General features: G+C 73.3%; 16 protein-coding genes. 4 read left to right on the top strand and 12 right to left on the bottom strand.

Annotation, left to right across the window (positions count from 1 at the left end; genetic code table 11):
* Positions 1 to 64: 64 nt before the first annotated feature.
* Together AC3ERT_RS30895 and AC3ERT_RS30890 are read right to left on the bottom strand one after the other, a co-directional pair.
* Positions 65 to 1,051 (bottom strand): NADPH:quinone reductase, encoded by a 987-nt coding sequence (locus AC3ERT_RS30895; protein WP_435126377.1) that lies wholly within the window; start codon positions 1,049 to 1,051, stop codon positions 65 to 67.
* Between the two features lie 38 nt (positions 1,052 to 1,089).
* The gene (locus tag AC3ERT_RS30890; RefSeq protein ID WP_435178124.1) at positions 1,090 to 1,926 is read right to left on the bottom strand and encodes an enoyl-CoA hydratase/isomerase family protein; all 837 of its coding nucleotides are present in this window, start codon (positions 1,924 to 1,926) and stop codon (positions 1,090 to 1,092) included.
* Between the two features lie 107 nt (positions 1,927 to 2,033).
* Between AC3ERT_RS30890 and AC3ERT_RS30885 the strand changes: the two genes are divergently transcribed.
* Entirely contained in the window at positions 2,034 to 2,426 is a 393-nt protein-coding gene (locus AC3ERT_RS30885) for a winged helix-turn-helix transcriptional regulator (RefSeq protein ID WP_335981144.1), read from the top strand.
* 54 nt (positions 2,427 to 2,480) lie between these two features.
* Here the strand turns inward: AC3ERT_RS30885 and AC3ERT_RS30880 are convergent, their stop codons facing one another.
* Positions 2,481 to 3,419, bottom strand: a complete 939-nt coding sequence (locus AC3ERT_RS30880) for an AraC family transcriptional regulator (RefSeq protein WP_435178122.1) — start codon at positions 3,417 to 3,419, stop codon at positions 2,481 to 2,483.
* Positions 3,420 to 3,520: 101 nt separating this feature from the next.
* On the opposite strand from AC3ERT_RS30880, the gene AC3ERT_RS30875 reads away from it, so the two are divergent.
* Positions 3,521 to 4,465: an MBL fold metallo-hydrolase gene (locus AC3ERT_RS30875; RefSeq protein WP_435178120.1), complete on the top strand. Its 945-nt coding sequence runs from the start codon at positions 3,521 to 3,523 to the stop codon at positions 4,463 to 4,465.
* A 133-nt stretch (positions 4,466 to 4,598) separates the two neighbouring features.
* Positions 4,599 to 5,867: a sensor histidine kinase gene (locus AC3ERT_RS30870; protein WP_435178118.1), complete on the top strand. Its 1,269-nt coding sequence runs from the start codon at positions 4,599 to 4,601 to the stop codon at positions 5,865 to 5,867.
* Here AC3ERT_RS30870 and AC3ERT_RS30865 read toward each other — a convergent pair.
* From AC3ERT_RS30865 to AC3ERT_RS30850, 4 genes are all read right to left on the bottom strand, one after another.
* Positions 5,854 to 6,141: a hypothetical protein gene (locus AC3ERT_RS30865; protein ID WP_335981139.1), complete on the bottom strand. Its 288-nt coding sequence runs from the start codon at positions 6,139 to 6,141 to the stop codon at positions 5,854 to 5,856. The two genes, AC3ERT_RS30870 and AC3ERT_RS30865, sit on opposite strands and share 14 nt — an antisense overlap.
* Positions 6,142 to 6,368: 227 nt before the next feature.
* Entirely contained in the window at positions 6,369 to 7,232 is an 864-nt protein-coding gene (locus AC3ERT_RS30860) for a hypothetical protein (RefSeq protein ID WP_435126396.1), read from the bottom strand.
* Between the two features lie 144 nt (positions 7,233 to 7,376).
* A complete protein-coding gene (locus AC3ERT_RS30855; protein WP_435178116.1) occupies positions 7,377 to 8,312 on the bottom strand; it encodes an N-acetylmuramoyl-L-alanine amidase in 936 nt (311 codons plus the stop codon).
* A gap of 43 nt (positions 8,313 to 8,355) precedes the next feature.
* On the bottom strand, positions 8,356 to 9,057 hold the full coding sequence (locus tag AC3ERT_RS30850; protein ID WP_435178114.1) for a class I SAM-dependent methyltransferase: 702 nt from the start codon (positions 9,055 to 9,057) through the stop codon (positions 8,356 to 8,358).
* A gap of 162 nt (positions 9,058 to 9,219) precedes the next feature.
* Between AC3ERT_RS30850 and AC3ERT_RS30845 the strand changes: the two genes are divergently transcribed.
* Positions 9,220 to 10,434 carry a cytochrome P450 gene (locus AC3ERT_RS30845; protein ID WP_435126405.1) on the top strand — a complete coding sequence of 405 codons (1,215 nt, stop codon included), beginning with the start codon at positions 9,220 to 9,222 and terminating at the stop codon, positions 10,432 to 10,434.
* 15 nt (positions 10,435 to 10,449) lie between these two features.
* On the opposite strand, the gene AC3ERT_RS30840 is transcribed toward AC3ERT_RS30845, so the two are convergent.
* The 5 genes from AC3ERT_RS30840 to AC3ERT_RS30820 all read right to left on the bottom strand — a co-directional run bounded on the left by AC3ERT_RS30840 (position 10,450) and on the right by AC3ERT_RS30820 (position 15,148).
* Positions 10,450 to 11,718 carry a cytochrome P450 gene (locus AC3ERT_RS30840; RefSeq protein ID WP_435178112.1) on the bottom strand — a complete coding sequence of 423 codons (1,269 nt, stop codon included), beginning with the start codon at positions 11,716 to 11,718 and terminating at the stop codon, positions 10,450 to 10,452.
* Positions 11,715 to 12,323 (bottom strand): GTP-binding protein, encoded by a 609-nt coding sequence (locus tag AC3ERT_RS30835; protein WP_335981131.1) that lies wholly within the window; start codon positions 12,321 to 12,323, stop codon positions 11,715 to 11,717. Before AC3ERT_RS30835 ends, AC3ERT_RS30840 begins: the two co-directional genes overlap by 4 nt.
* Positions 12,304 to 12,660, bottom strand: coding sequence for a DUF742 domain-containing protein (locus AC3ERT_RS30830; protein ID WP_335981130.1), 357 nt, complete (start codon positions 12,658 to 12,660; stop codon positions 12,304 to 12,306). Before AC3ERT_RS30830 ends, AC3ERT_RS30835 begins: the two co-directional genes overlap by 20 nt.
* Entirely contained in the window at positions 12,657 to 13,070 is a 414-nt protein-coding gene (locus tag AC3ERT_RS30825; RefSeq protein ID WP_335981128.1) for a roadblock/LC7 domain-containing protein, read from the bottom strand. Before AC3ERT_RS30825 ends, AC3ERT_RS30830 begins: the two co-directional genes overlap by 4 nt.
* 98 nt (positions 13,071 to 13,168) lie before the next feature.
* Positions 13,169 to 15,148, bottom strand: a complete 1,980-nt coding sequence (locus tag AC3ERT_RS30820; RefSeq protein WP_435178110.1) for a sensor histidine kinase — start codon at positions 15,146 to 15,148, stop codon at positions 13,169 to 13,171.
* Between the last annotated feature and the right edge of the window lie 216 nt (positions 15,149 to 15,364).

The raw sequence follows: 15,364 nt of genomic DNA, 5'->3' as shown, positions 1-15,364 counted from the left end.
GACGTGACCGCCGAACTTGTCGCGGGGGCCGGCCCGTTGGCCGCGCCGACGCCCGTCGGAGTGATCAGCGCAGGTCGAGCACCGCCTTCCCGACGATGCCGGCCTCGACGGCCTCGTGTGCGGCGGCCACGTCGTCGAGGCGGAAGGAGTGCACGGGCAGGGGCGTGAGCGCGTCCTTCCGCAGGGCCGCGGTGATCTCGGCGGCGGAGCGCAGCAGTGCGTCGCGCGGCTCGGTGAGGAACAGAGCGAACCGCAGCACCAGGTTGGACCACATCAGCCGGAAGACCGGCAGGGCCGGGTCGTCGGGGGACGCCGAGTAGGTCACGATGGTGGCCCCCGGACCGGCGACGGCGAGGTCCAGCTCGAGGTTGCCGGTCAGCGAGACCTCGATGACCCGGTCGACCGGCCCGACTCCGTCGAGGATCTGCCGCGCCGCGTCGGCGTCGCGGTAGTTCACCACGAGGTCGGCACCCGCGGCCCGAGCCAGCTCGGCCTTCTCCGGTCCGCTGACCGTCGTCGCGATCCGCGCGCCCGCGAGCCGGCCGAGTTCGATCGCGTAGTGCCCGACGGCGCCGGCACCGGCCGCGACCAGTACCGTGCGGTCGCGGGGCGAGCCGTCCGCGTGCAGGCACCAGTGCGCGGTCATCGCCGGTATGCCGAGGCACGCCCCGAGTTCGTCGGAGGTCCCGTCCGGCAGCACCACGGCCTGCTCGGACGGCACGACCGTCCACTCCGCCGCGGTCCCCCACAGGGCGCCCGACCCGGCCATCCAGATCCACACGTGTTCGCCGATCCGGCTCGCGTCGACTCCCGTGCCGACCGCGTCGATCCAGCCCGTCCCGTCCTGGTGCGGGATACGGCCGGTGCGCTCGCCGATGCGCTGGAAGTCCCGCGCGGTGGAGTTCAGCCGCATGAACATGTCGCCCGGGTTGATCGCGGACAGTGCGATGCGGACGCGGACCTGGCCGGGGCCGGGCTCGGGGCGGTCGACGTCCACCACCCGCAGCACGCTGCTCGCGGGGCCGGACGTGTCGTAGAACGCTGCCCTCATTGCTTCTCGCTTCTCCTCTTGCTCGTGGTGCTCTCGCGCTACGGACGGGCGGCGACGCGTCGCATCAGCGACTCCAGGTCGCGCTCGCCCGCCGGGGTCTGCGCACCCAGCTCCAGAGCGCCGGTCATGAGCCGGGCCGGCAGGTCGCCGCTCACCAGCTCGGCCCAGGCGCTGTTCTCCGCGCGCAGGCCGTCGGACAGGTCCGCCGGCGGGACCAGCTCCTTGGCGGCGGCGATCAGCTCCGGGGAGAGCGCGGCGATCCGCTCCGCCACCTGGTCCACGAACCCGTCCAGTTCGGACGCGGGCACCGCGCGGTTGATCCACCCGTAGGCGGCCGCGGTATCCGCGTCCACCAGGTCACCGGTGAGCAGCAGCTCCAGCGCGCGGTTGCGCCCGACCCGCTCGCGCAGGTACTGCGTTCCCCCGCCGCCGGGCACGATGCCCATCAGCACCTCGCTCTGGCCGATGCCCGCCGTCTCCCGCGCGGCGAAGGCCATGTCGGCGGCCGCGACGAACTCGGCACCTCCGGCCCGGGCCTTGCCCGCCAGTTTGACGATCGTCACCTGGGGCTGGTGGCGCAGCAGTTCGCCGACCCCCTGGAAGAGGTTGGCGTCCGGGTTGCGGTCCGCGATCTCCGCAAGCCCCGCCATCTCGTCGAGAATGTGGATGTCGACGTGGGCGATGAAGAACTCGGGGTTGGCGCTGGAGAACACGATGACGCGGACCGAGCGGTCGTCCCGCAGCACCCCGAGAACGTCGTGCAGTTCGCGGATCAGGGTCCCGCTGAGCACGTTGACCGGCGGAGTGTCCAAGGTGATCCGCGCGACTCCGGCATCGATGCCGACACGGAGCGTTGTGTACTGGTCCGGGTCCATGAATGTCCCTAGGTTTGCGATGGGCTAGTAGGTTTGCAATGCATACCAACCCTGGGCCCGGCCCTGTGAACGGTCAATAACGCACTTGTCGACAACCAAGGATCACGATGGATACCGACCTTTCGCCCCAACCGCCCCGTGGTGCTCCGCGGTTCAGCGCCGAGTGCCCGAGCCGGCCGATCCTCGACCAGATCGCGGACAAGTGGTCGATGATGGCCATGGCGGTCCTGGAGCGACCGACGCGGTTCAACGAGATCAAGCGGCAGTTGGAGGGCGTCACCCAGCGGGTCCTGACGCAGACGCTGCGCCGGCTCGAACGCAACGGCATGGTCCGGCGCCGGGTGCTGGAGACCTCTCCGCTCGGGGTGGAGTACTCCCTCACCCCCCTCGGCGAGTCGTTCCGCGGCCCTTTCACCCGCCTCCACGAATGGACGGTCGAGCACAGCGACCAGGTCCAGTCGGCCCAGCGCGCATACGACGAGCGGTCGTCGGGGCGCTAGCAGGTTCGCGCGTGCGGGGCGGGGACACGTCGCTGTTCGAGCGGGCTGCTGCGCTCAGTCCGTTCTGACGTCGGCGGATCGTGCCGCGGCCTGCGCTCGATACCGCCCCGGTGTGGTGCCGAACTCCCGTTGGAAGGCGTGTGAGAGCGCGTACGGGCTGCCGTAGCCGACTTGGTCGGCGATGGCGGCCAGGGTGTCCGGGGTGTCGCGGAGCAGGGTGGCGGCGCGGATCACGCGCCACCAGGCGAGATACGCCATCGGAGGACGGCCGACCAGGGCGGTGAACCGGCGCGCCAGGGTGGGGCGGGAGACGCCCGCCTCCGCCGCCAGCCGGTCGTTGCTCCATGGCTCGGCCGGGTTCGAATGCAGCGCCCGCAGCGCGGCGGCCGTCACCGGGTCGCCCAGTACGCGGGGCCAGGCTCCGCCGGGGGCCTCGGTCATCCACGCGCGGATCATGTAGATGAGAAGGAGGTCGAGCAGGCTCGGGAGCGCCACGCAGGAGCCGGGCCGCGTCTCGTCCAGTTCACCGGCGAGCAGCTCGATGGCGGCACGCAGTTCGAGGTGGCTGCTGACCCGGCTGGGCAGGTGGACGACCTCAGGCAGCTCTGCCATCAGCGGGTGCATGCGGCTGCAGTCGAGCCAGTACCTGCCGCAGAGCATCTCTGTCTCGTAGCGACCGGGCCGGGTCCGCGGCTGTGCCTCCGCAAGCCCTGGCCCGAACGGGACCGCCTCCTTCTTCGCGACCGCCGTATCGACCGGGGAGTCGGCGAGCACATGGCCGGTGCCATGGGGCAGCAGCACCGCGTCGCCCACGCCGAGGGGTGTGGGGGCACCGCCGTCCGTCAGCAGCCAGCAGTGGCCCTTGAGGACGACGTAGAAGCCCGCACCGTCGTACGGGTCCAGGCGCGCGCTCCAGGTCCCGCTGGTCCGCAGCCGGTGGGACCAGGGGTGCCCGAGGTGCACGGCGGAGATCGCATCGCTCACCACATCCACCGCTCCAGGGTATCTGTCGTATGACGGGTGAGAGGGATGCGTATTTTCCTGAGCACAATGCGCATTGAGACGGTCGTTCGACCTTTCCTAAGGTCGGTCACGTGACGAACGAGAACGAGCGGGCGCAGAGCATGGTGCTGGGAGACGTCGAGGTCATCCGGGTCGTCGAGTGGCACGAACCCTTCCTGCCCGCCTCCGGCATGTTCCCGGGAGCTGCCGCCGAGGTGTGGAAGGAGAACGAGGGCCGGCTGGCACCGGACCACTGGGAGCCGGACAGCGACGTGGTGGTGCTTGCGCTCCAGAGCTGGGTGCTGCGCAGCGCGGGCCGGACCGTCCTGGTCGACACCGGGGCGGGCCACGGGCGCGAGCGACCGGGCATGGGGCCCTTCCACCACGCCCGGAGCGATCTCCTCGGCCTCCTGGCGAGGGCCGGTGTCCGACCGCAGGATGTCGATGTCGTCGTCAACACCCACCTCCACGTCGACCACGTCGGCTGGAACACCGTCGACGTGGACGGGCAGTGGGCACCGGCGTTCCCCAACGCCCAGTACTTCATCCCGGCCGCAGACGACTTCCACTACGGTCCGGGCAACGCGTACGGGAACGGCACGCAGGAGGTCGACCGCCTGGTCTACGAAGACAGCATCGCGCCCATCCACCAAGCCGGACAGGCCGTACTGTGGGACGGCGTCCATCGCGTCGACGAACACCTCACCCTGGAATCCGCGCCCGGTCACACGCCCGGCTCGTCCGTGCTGCGACTCGCGTCCGGCAGCGACCGGGCGGTCTTCGTCGGAGATCTGCTGCACAGCCCGGTGCAGATCCTGCACCCCTGCTGCAACAGCAGCTCCTGCCTGGCCCCGGAACAGGCGGTGGCCAGCCGCCGCCGGATTCTCGGACGGGCGGCCGACGAACGGGAACTGCTCGTTCCCGCGCACTTCGGCGGCGCGGGGGCCCTCGAAGTACGACGGGACGGCGACAGGTTCGCCCTCGGCCCATGGGCGGCGGCGGCCGGCCGGGAGAAGCGCGCGTCCGCCGTCGAGTGAGCCGTGGCCTCGTCCGCGCACCGCCCCGGCACCTGCTTGGGTACGGTGTGGGGCGGTGCTCGTCGGCGGGGCGGCCGTCGGAGCACCGCGCCGCACACGGCCGTCGCGGCGCGGCACCGGACGGGGGACGGGGATGGCGGGGGACGCGGGACAGGCGTCCGGCGCGGCGGACGGCGCCGCACCGGACCGCGCGGGCGGACCGAAGGGGTGCGCCGGACCGCGCAGGAAGCTGTGGTGGTACCGCTCCGAGCCGTTCGAGGAGGAGATCGAGCGGCTCAGGAAACCCGACGGCAACGCCCTGATCCCGTGGCTGCTGATGGTGCTCGGCCCGCTGGTCGACCTGCTCAAGGGCCGGGTGGGCCAGCCGTGGCCGGCCGCCGCGGGCCTGGCGGTCTTCTGCACGCTCTACGTGCTGACCGTGCGCTCCGCCTTCAGCGCCCGCCGGCGCTCCGGGCCGGTGCCGCTGCGGCTGCTGGGCGGCCTGGGCGCGACCGCGCTCGCGCTGGCGATCGGCTACGGCGGCAACTTCCTGCTGCTGTTCGTGCTGGTGTCGCTGTGCGTGGGCAGTGTGGCGGGCAGCCGCCGCTCGCTCGGGCTGCTGCTCATCCCGACCAGCGCGGCGGCCGGGACCGTCTCGGGGCTGCGGCACGAGGGCATCTGGTCCACGATCAGCCTGGCGTACGGCTCGTTCCTGTCCGGGCTGGTGGTCTCGGTGATCATCACGCTCTTCCACGCGGTGGACCAGCTCAGGTCGACCCGGCAGGAGCTGGCCCGCTCCGCGGTCGCGCAGGAGCGGCTGCGGTTCTCCCGGGACCTGCACGACCTGCTCGGGCACACCCTGTCGGTGGTCGTGGTGAAGTCCGAGGCGGCCCGCCGGCTCGCGCCGCGCGACCTGGACGCGGCGCTCGCCCAGGTCGCGGACATCGAGTCGGTGGGCCGGCAGGCGCTCACCGAGATCCGTGAGGCGGTCACCGGCTACCGCGAGGGCAGCCTGGCCACCGAGTTGGAGCGGGCCCGTTCGGCGCTGGCCGCCTCCGACATCGAGGTGGCGGTGCGCGAGTCCGGCCCGCCGCTGCCGCCGCAGACCGAGGCGCTGCTCGGCTGGGTGGTCCGCGAGGGCGTCACCAACGTCGTACGGCACAGCCGCGCCTCGAAGGCCACGATCGAGCTGCGCGCCGACGGGGAACAGGTCCGCCTGACCATCACGGACGACGGGGCCGGGCCGTCGGCCGGGCCCGGCCCGGGCCCCGGGGTCCGCACCGGCACGGGTCTGCGCGGGCTGACCGAGCGGCTCGCCGCGGCGGGCGGCTCGCTGGCGTCCGGTCCGGCCCCGGCGGGCGGTTTCCGCGTCGCCGCGGTCCTGCCGGTCGAGGAGCAGCCGGAAGGGTTCAGGCGCGGTTGACCCGGCGGGCGACCAGATGGGCCACCGCGAGGTAGACCGCGGCGGGCAGGCCGTAGTTGACCACGGTGCGCCACTTCGCGTTGTCGATGGTGAACATGTCCCTCGACCAGGTCGCGAGCCAGTTCGCCGCGTGGTGGACCGCGTCGACGAGGTCGTTGCCGCGGTTCGCGTCGAAGACGAAGAAGAAGATCCAGAGGATCAGGATGAGTGCAGCGATGTCTGCGGCGAGCAGGATGATCGCCGCGGCGGGGTTGCCGCCATACCGTCTGGCCATGGCGGTCGTGTTGCCCGGGCGCGGTGGGCGAAACCTGCCTCGGGGCCGTCTTGTTGAAGTGGACCTGCCACCAACTGCCGGTGCGGGCCGACCCCGGGCCGGGTCCCGGCACGACGACGGCCGGCCGCCTCCCCCGTCATGAGGGAGGCGGCCGGCCGTGGTGCGGCGCCCGGTCGTACGGCCGTGCCCGCCCGGCGAACCGGCCCGACGCGGTCGGGCGCCGCGGATCAGCCGCGCTGGATGCCGCTGCTGTCCTGGAGGACGCCGCGGCGCCCGTCCTGGGTCTGCGCGATGAGTGCCTGGCCGCGCTGGTCCACCGCGAGGTACCAGGTGCCCGGGGCCAGTTCGGCGATCTGCCCGCCGCTGCCGTCCTCGGCGAACAGCGGCCGCGGGACCGGCACCGCGAACCAGAACGCGGTGAAGTCCGCGGACGGCGACGGGGCGGCCGTGGTCGGCTGCGAGTGCACACCGGCCGCGGGCGAACCGCCGTACGGCGGCTGCGGGGCCGGGGCGCCGGCGTAGGCGGGGTCCACCGACTGCGCGCCGCCCGGGTAGCCGTAGCCGGCCTGCTGCGGGGCCGCACCGTAGGGCTGCGGGCCGCCGACACCGTACGGCTGCGGCTGCTGCGGGCGCGGGGCGCCGGCCAGCGGGGCCTTCAGCGCGGGCAGCCGGCTGTTGAGCACCGCGGCCACCGCGATGACGACACCGAAGATCAGGGTCAGCCAGGCGCCGACCTTCTTGTCGACGTTGTCCTGGTTGTTGAAGAGCGTCGACCACACCGCGGTCCAGCCGACGAACAGCGACAGCGCGATCGTCCACTGGTCGAGGGCCAGCCCGAGCACCTGCCGACCCGCGAACTGCCCCGACCGGGAGACCAGCAGCGCCGCGGCGGCGATGATCGCGGCCAGCGTGACCGACGGCAGGATCGGGAACGTGGCCGAGTGCCAGAGGTTCTGCGAGCTGTGCGAGACGCCACCGCTCATGGAATAGCCGCTGGGGTAACTGTAGAACGGCAGGAAGGAGGCGATCAGCAGCAGCGCCGCTGAGCCGATCACCAGGCCGTCTCCTCGGGTCAGGGAGCGGATGTTCACGTCGGGTCCTGTCCTTTGCGATGCGGAATGCTGGATTCGGTTCGTCGGGGCGGGAAGCGGTGCCCCATCGTACGGGTGTGACCTTTGGCCGGGTGTCAGGTATGCGTCTTGGTGCACGATCCATACCGGACTGCTACAGCCCTGTCACCTCTTCCCATCGGCAGGCCCCGCGGGGGAACCCTGCAGAAAGGCGGTGAGGCCGTCGGCGATGCCCTGGGCGGCGCGCTGCCGCCAGCCGGCACTCGTCAACGACGCGGCGTCCTGCGCGTTGCGCATGTTGCCGCACTCGATGAACACCTTCGGAACGGTGGAGAGGTTGAGCCCGCCCAGGTCGTCGCGGACCATCAACCCCTTGCCCCCGCCGAGGTAGTCGGCGAAGGGCTCACCGGTCGCCGCCTTGAAGTGCGCCCGCAGCGTGGTGGCGAGCAGCAGCGACGGAGCGGCGATCTTCCGGGTGTCGGCGCCGCCCGCGTGCAGCGACTTCGGCGCGATCACATGGAAGCCGCGCGCACCGGCGGGCGCGCCGTCGGCGTGGATGGACAGCGCGGCGTCCGCGTGGGCGGCGTTGCCGATCCGGGCCCGCTCGTCGACACAGGGGCCGTACGGGCGGTCGCCGTCCTGGGTCAGCACCACCTTCGCGCCGCGGGCGACCAGGATCGCCCGCGTCCGCCGGGAGACGTCCAGGGTGTAGGTCGCCTCCGGATAGCCGGAGTCGGTCTCGGTCCCCGTGGTGTCGCATTCCTTGCGGTTCGTACCGATATCGACCAGCCGGTTGATCTGCGCGGTGTGCTGGTAGTTGGTCGGATTGTGCCCCGGGTCGAGCACGACGACCTTCCCGGCCAGGGGAAGCGTTTCAGCAGACGGCGTCGCGGACGGGGTAGTGCTGCCGGGCGCGGCGCTGCCGCCGCCGGCGTTCTTCCCGTCGGCGCTCGACGCGCTGCCGGTGCTGCGTGTGCCGCCGGTATCGGAGCCCGAGTCCGCCGCTGTTCCGCAGCCACTCACAAGCACCGCCGCCGCCACCACGGCCGCTGCGGCGAGTCCGCCGCCACGACCGCCCCCGTGTGACCCGTTGCTGAACACGCCCGCGACTCTATCGGCCCGAGCTGTCACCTTGCACCCGGCGTCACTTTCCGCGGTCGGCCGCGTCAGCGCCGGGGGCGCCCGCCCGCCCGGCATCCGGCCGCCCGGTGTCCAGGTGCCCGGCGCCGCGCCGCAGCACCCGCAGCGACCCGGTCGCCGACACCTCGGTGAACGCCCCGGACGCCAGCGCCCGCCGGTAGATCCGGTACGGCGCCCGGCCGCCGTCGGCCGGGTCGGGGAAGACGTCGTGGATCACCAGCAGGCCGCCCTCGGCCAGCAGCGGCGCCCACCCCTCGTAGTCCGCGCCCGCGTGCTCGTCGGTGTGGCCGCCGTCGACGAAGACCAGGCCCAGCGGCTGCCGCCACACCTTCGCGACCTGCGGGGAGCGGCCGACCACCGCGATCACGTGCTCCTCCAGCCCGGCGGCGTACAGGGTGCGGCGGAATTGCGGGAGGGTGTCCATCCGCCCGGTGACCGGGTCCACCAGCTCCGGGTCGTGGTACTCCCAGCCGGGCTGCTGCTCCTCGCTGCCGCGGTGGTGGTCCACCGTCACCACGACGGTGCCGGCCGCCGCGGCGGCCTCGGCGAGCAGCAGCGTGGAGCGCCCGCAGTACGTGCCGACCTCCAGCAGCGGCAGCCCGAGGCCGGCCGCGGCCTCCTTCGCGGCGGCGTGCAGGGCCAGGCCCTCGTCGAGCGGCATGAAGCCCTTGGCGGCCTCGAAGGCGGTACGTACGTCCTTGTCCATGCCGCCAGCGTAGGCGGCCGGTCGCCTCCCGCCCGCCGCGCCGCTCCCGGGTCCCGGCGACAGGCGGCCAACTCGTATGGCCGGAACGCCTGTTCGTGCCTACGCTGGCCGGGTACGTACGTATGCGCAGGTTCCGCCGGTCCTATCCGCCCGAGGAGTCCCATGCCCGTACCCGGTCAGGCCCACGACATCCTGTCGCCGCAGTTCGCCGAGGACCCGTACGCCAGCTACCGGGTGATGCGGCAGGAGACGCCCCTCGTCTGGCACGAGGGCATGCGCAGCTACATCGTCTCGCGCTACGAGGACGTCGAACGCGCCTTCAAGGACAGCACGTTCACCACCGACAACTACGCGTGGCAGCTCGAACCCGTGCACGGCCGGACCATCCTCCAGATGAGCGGCCGCGAGCACGCGGTGCGCCGCGCCCTGGTCGCGCCCGCCTTCCGCGGCCGAGAGCTCCAGGAGAAGTTCCTGCCCGTGATCGAGCGCAACTCCCGCCGGCTGATCGACGCCTTCCGGCGGACCGGCTCGGCCGAGCTCGTCGGGCAGTACGCCACCCGCTTCCCGGTCAACGTGATCGCCGACATGCTCGGCCTGGACCCGGCCGACCACGACCGCTTCCACGGCTGGTACACCTCCGTGATCGCGTTCCTCGGCAACCTCGCCCAGGACCCGGAGGTCACCGCGGCCGGGCAGCGCACCCGGGTGGAGTTCGCCGCGTACATGCTCCCGATCATCCGGGACCGCCGCGCCCACCCCGGCGACGACCTGCTCTCCGCGCTGTGCCGGGCCGAGGTGGACGGCACCGCGATGGACGACGAGGACATCAAGGCGTTCTGCAGCCTGCTGCTGGCCGCGGGCGGCGAGACCACCGACAAGGCGATCGCGAGCGTCTTCGCCAACCTGCTGCGCCACCCCGACCAGCTCGCGGCGGTCCGCGCGGACCGCGCCCTGGTGCCGCGCGCGTTCGCCGAGACGCTGCGCTACACCCCGCCGGTGCACATGATCATGCGGCAGGCCGCCACCGACGTGCCGGTCAGCGGCGGCACCATCCGCAAGGGCAGCACCGTCACCTGCCTGATCGGCGCCGCCAACCGCGACGAGGAGCGGTACGCCGACCCGGACGTGTTCGACATCTTCCGCTCCGACCTGAACAGCACCAACGCGTTCTCCGCGGCCGCCGACCATCTGGCGTTCGCCCTGGGCCGGCACTTCTGTGTCGGAGCGCTGCTGGCGAAGACGGAGGTGGAGGTCGGGGTGAACCAACTGCTCGACGCCCTGCCGGGGGTGCGGCTGGCGGCCGGCGAACTCCCCGTCGAGCGCGGTGTGTTCACCCGCGGCCCGGCCTCGGTACGGGTGGAGTTCGACCCGGTGTGAGCCCGCCGGCCCGCTTCAGCCGACGTACGCGGAGGTGAAGTGGACCGGCAGCCGCTCCAGGCCGCGCATCCAGATCGACGGCCGCCAGGCCAGCTCGTGCGGCTCCACCGACAACTCCACGTCCGGCAGCCGGTCGAGCAGCACCTCGACCGCGGTCCCGGCGATCGCCTCGGCCAACTCCGGCGCCGGGTACGGGCAGCGGTGCTCGCCGTGGCTGAAGGAGACGTGCGCGCTGTTGCCGGCGGCCCCGGCCGGCCCGTCGGGCCGCACCTCCGGGTCGGTGTTGGCCGCGGCCAGGCCGAGCAGCACGCAGTCGCCCTGCCGGATCTGGCGGCCGCCGAGCTGCGTGTCGCGGGTGGCCCACCGGCCGATGAAGTTCTGCGTCGGGGTGTCCTCCCACAGCACCTCGTTGAGCGCCTGGCCCGCGCTGCCCCGGCCGCCGGACAGGGTGACGGCGAACCGGTCGTCGGTGAGCATCAGCCGCAGCGCGTTGCCGATCCAGTTCGCGGTCGGCTGCTGCGCGGCGGCGATCACCGTGACCAGGTCCTGGACGATCTCCATGTCCGCCAGCCCCGCGCGGTGGGCGAGCATCCGGGAGGCGACGTCCGGGCCGGGCAGCATCCGCTTGTGGTCCAGCAGCGCCTGGACCCGCTGCTGGACCCGCAGGTAGGCCGCGACCGGGTCCTCGCCCTCGGCGGCGTCCAGCGACGTGGTCAGGTCGCGGACCATGTCGGCGGTCTGCGCCTCCGGCAGCCCGCACATCCAGACCGCCGCCAGCAGCGGCAGCCGGTGCGCGTAGTCGGCCATCAGGTCCGCGCGGCCGCGCCCGGCGAACGCGTTGATCAGCCGGTCGGCGACCTCCTCGCAGTGCCGTTTCAGCTCGAACTGGTCGACCTCGGCGAGCGCGTCGCTGATCACCCCGGCCCGCCGCTGGTGCTCGGCGCCCTCCGCGAAGAGCACCGACGGCTGATAGCCGACGTACGGCAGCAGCGGCCAGTCCGCGGGGATCGCCTCCCACTGGTTCCAGCGGCGCGAGTCGCGGGCGAACAACTCGTCGTTGGAGGTGACGTAGTGCAGTTCGCGGTAGCCGAGCACCAGCCAGGCGGGCACACCGCCGTCGAGCAGCACCGGCGCCACCGGGCCGTGGGCGCGGCGCAGTTCCTGGTAGAGCCGGGCCGGGGTCTGCTGGAACTCCAGGCCGCCGAGGGCCACGGCGCCGAAGGGGGCCGGGCAGTGCGCGGGCGGTGCGGACAGCGCGGCACCCGCGGGGGCGTGGTCGGTCACTGGGCCATCTCCTGGGCACGGGACAGGGCGTAGAGGTGGTCGACGAGCGTGATCAGGACGGTCTTGCCGGACTCCCGGTCGCGCGCGTCGCAGTCGATGAGCGGAACGGCATCGTCGAGGGTGAGGGCGTCCCGTATCTGCTCCAGGGTGTGCACCGGCGGCCCGAAGCTGTTGCGGGCCACCACGAACGGCAGGCCGTGGTGCTCCAGCCGGTCGATGGCGTACCAGGAGTCGGCGACCCGGCGCGGGTCGACCAGCACCACCGCGCCGAGGGTGCCGGCGAAGAGCCGGTCCCACAGGAACCAGAAGCGCTGCTGGCCGGGTGCCCCGAACAGGTAGAGCACCATGCGCGCGTTGAGGCTGATCCGGCCGAAGTCGAAGGCGACGGTGGTGGTGGCCTTGCCGTCGACGCCGGCGGCCTCGTCGATGCCGACGCCCGCCTGGGTCATCGTCTCCTCGGTGTTCAGCGGGCGGATCTCGCTGACCGAGCGGACCATGGTGGTCTTGCCGACCCCGAACCCGCCGACGATCACGATCTTCAGTCCCTCGTCGGCGGTGTCGGCCAGCGGCCTGCGCGCGGGCGGTTCACAGTTTGCGGAGTCCAACGAGCACCTGCTTCAGAAGGTCGGAGTCGGGCAGCCGGGCGCCCGCACGGGTACGGGGGTGGCGGGCGGTGATCATGCCGGTGTCCAGCAGGTCGGCCAGCAGGATGCGCACCACGCTCACCGGCAGCCGCAGGTCCGCGGACAGCTCCACCACCGCGGTGGGGCGCCGGCAGGTCCGCAGGATCGCGGCGTGCTCGGACTGCATCCCGGCGGTGGGCTGCGACTCGCTGACGATCAGGGCGACCAGGTCCAGCCGGTCGTCGTCGGCGCGGCTGCGGCCGCCGGTGACGGTGTAGAGCCGGTCGGGGTCCTCACCGCCGACGCTCGCGCGGGTCACGCGGGCTCCTCGGCGGGGCTGCGCGGTGGCGCGGTCAGGTAGTCGCTCAACTGCTCCACCAGTTCGCTGGTGTTGTGGCCGATCATGCCGGCGTCGGCGTCCTGCGCGGCCACGACCGCGAGGTGCGCGCCCTCGCCGGCCTCCACGATCACCAGCAGGCCGCCGTGGAACTCGGTCATCGACTGCCGCACCCCGCCGCTGCCGTCCCCGAACTCCACGGACGCGCCGTGCGACAGGCTCTGGATGCCCGACGCGATGGCGGCGAGCTGGTCGGCCTGGTCGACGTTCAAGCTCGTGGACCAGCTCATCTTGAGGCCGTCGCGGGAGAGCACGAGCGCGTGCCGGCTGCCCGGGGTGCGGTCGAGGAGGCTGTCCAGCAGCCAGTCGAGGTTGCGGTCGGTGGTCTGCATCGCGGTCGAGGTCCACCCGGCGGTGCGGGTCGCGGGCCCCTTCCTCCAATCTGTTGTCCTGACGCTGACGGGTGGGGGGGTGCCTGGGGGCGCAGGTCCTACGGCGAGGGGGTGCCGTCCTGCGGGGTGTCGTGGGGCGCGCCGTGCGGCATGTCGTACGGGTCGTCCTGCGGTTTGGCGTGCTGGGGTTCGGCGTGCTGCTGGGGCTCGGCGTGCTGGAGTGCGGCGGGCTGCGGTCCCGCGGGCTGCTGGGGCTCGGCGGCGCGGGTGCGGGCGGTCTGTTCGCGCCGGCGTTTGCCCGCGGCGACGAACGCGCCGAAGCGGGCGCCCATGTTGCCGGTGGCCGGCTGCGGGACGGGCTCGTCGCGGCCGGGCCGGCCCTGGCCGGGCAGGGCGTGCTCGGCGGCGGCGAGGGTGTGGCCGCGGACCCGCTTGGGCAGGGCGAACAGGTCGTCGTCCGCCGCGGGGGGCGCGGCGGGTTCGGGTACGGTCCCGCTCTGCGGTACGGGCTCGGGCGCGTGGGGAAACGTCCCGGCGGTGCTGGTTTCGGTTTCGGTGCCGCTATCGGGTCCGGCCGGCGGATGGCTGGACCAGGCGGTGCCCTCGGCGGGCGCGGCGGGCGCGGGCACCGGCAGGGGCGCGGTGGGGGCGGTGTGACCGGGCTGCCGCATCGGCAGTCCGCTCGGGCCGATCACCGGTTCGCCGGAGGCGGCCGGACCGGTCGCCGCGGGCACCGCCGTACGCGGTGCGCCGCGGTCCCGGTCCCGGTCCCGTTCGCGCTCCGCGGGCTCCTGCGGTGTACCGTGCGCGGGTGTCTCCTCCCGCGGCCGCGTGATCAGGTGCTGCGGGATGAGCAGCAGTACCCCGGTGCCGCCGCGTGAGGAGGGCCGGAAGTTGACGGTCAGCCCGTACTTCCCGGCGACGCCGCCGACGACGGCCAGGCCGAGCCGGGTGCCCGACAAGGTGCCCAGCCGCAGCGGGTCGTGCGAGACCGCGTGCTGGGCGCGGCGCAGCGCCGGGGGGCTCATCACCAGGCCCGCGTCCTCGACGGTGATCACCACGCCGGTGGTCAGCTCCTCGACGTAGAGGTGCACCGTCTCGGTGGGCGGCGAGAACCGGGTGGCGTTGTCGACGAGTTCGGCGAGCGCGTGCATGACGCCCTCTGCGGCGTGGCCGACGACCGCGGCGGTGGACGTGGAGTGCAGCCGGACCCGCTGGTAGGCGCTGATCCGGCCGATCGCGCCGCGCAGGATGCTCTCCATCACGATCGGCTTGGTCCACCGCCGCCCGGACCGGCCGCCGGTGAGCACCGCGATGCTGTCCGCCAGCCGTCCGGCCTGCGCGGTGGCGTGGTCCAGCTTGAGCAGGTCGCCGAGAACGTCCTCGTCGTAACGGTTCTCCATCTCGCGCAGGTCGGCCATCATCGTGGTGGTCAGCGCCTGGACCCGGCCCGCGGCGTTGGCGCACGCGGCGAGGGTGGCCGCGCGCAGCCGGGCGGCGCCGGCGAGTTCGGCGGTGAAGACCTCCAGCACCCGGCGGTGCCGCGGGTCGGCGAGCGCGGGGGCGGCGGCCAGCGCGGTGGCCGCGGAGGCGCCGGAGCCGAGCATCTCGACCGTGCGCGGGATCGCGGTGTCGGCCAGGACACCCGCGTCGGCGGCCGCCGCTTCCAGGCGGACCCGCAACTGCTCGGTCTCGGCGCGCGCGGCGGCCAGTTCGGCGGCGACGGCGTCCGCGTCGGCGGCCATCCGTGCCAGCTGCCGCTGGTGGCCGTCGGCGAACGCCTCGGCCTGGGTGGCCTTGCGGCGCAGGTCGGCGTTCCTGCTGTCGGCGGCGGCGAGCCGGTCGGCCGTGCGGTGCCGGCGGTGCGAGGCGCTGCCGGCCCAGATCACGGCCGCCACCAGCAGCACGCCGTAGCCGATCGAGACCGTCTGCACCCAGCCGCGCGCCTCCCGTGGTGCGCCGAGGGTGAGCACGGCCCAGGCCAGGGCGCAGACCGCCGCCGCCCCGAGGGCGAGGGCCGGGGTGCCGGGGAGCGGGTGCGGTCCGGCCGGGCGGCCGGCGGGTGAACGATCTGGCATCTGGCGGTCCTTCGTCGGTCCTCGTGATCGGTCGGAGGTATGGCGACGAGCCTGCGGGCGGCGGGCGCGTGCGGTTCGGGGACGGTCCGTGCCCGTGCCATGCCCGTGCCATGCCCGTGCCATGCCCGTGCTGATCCGTGGTCGGCGCCGCGCCGGATCGGGCCGAACTGCGGTGCGGGCCAGCGTTCATGATGGTCCGCGGCGGCCGGTCGTCAG

It is taken from the genome of Actinacidiphila sp. bgisy145, assembly GCF_057708125.1.
Note: the sequence above shows the minus strand (reverse complement) of the source record. Positions and strands in the feature narration are given on the sequence as shown.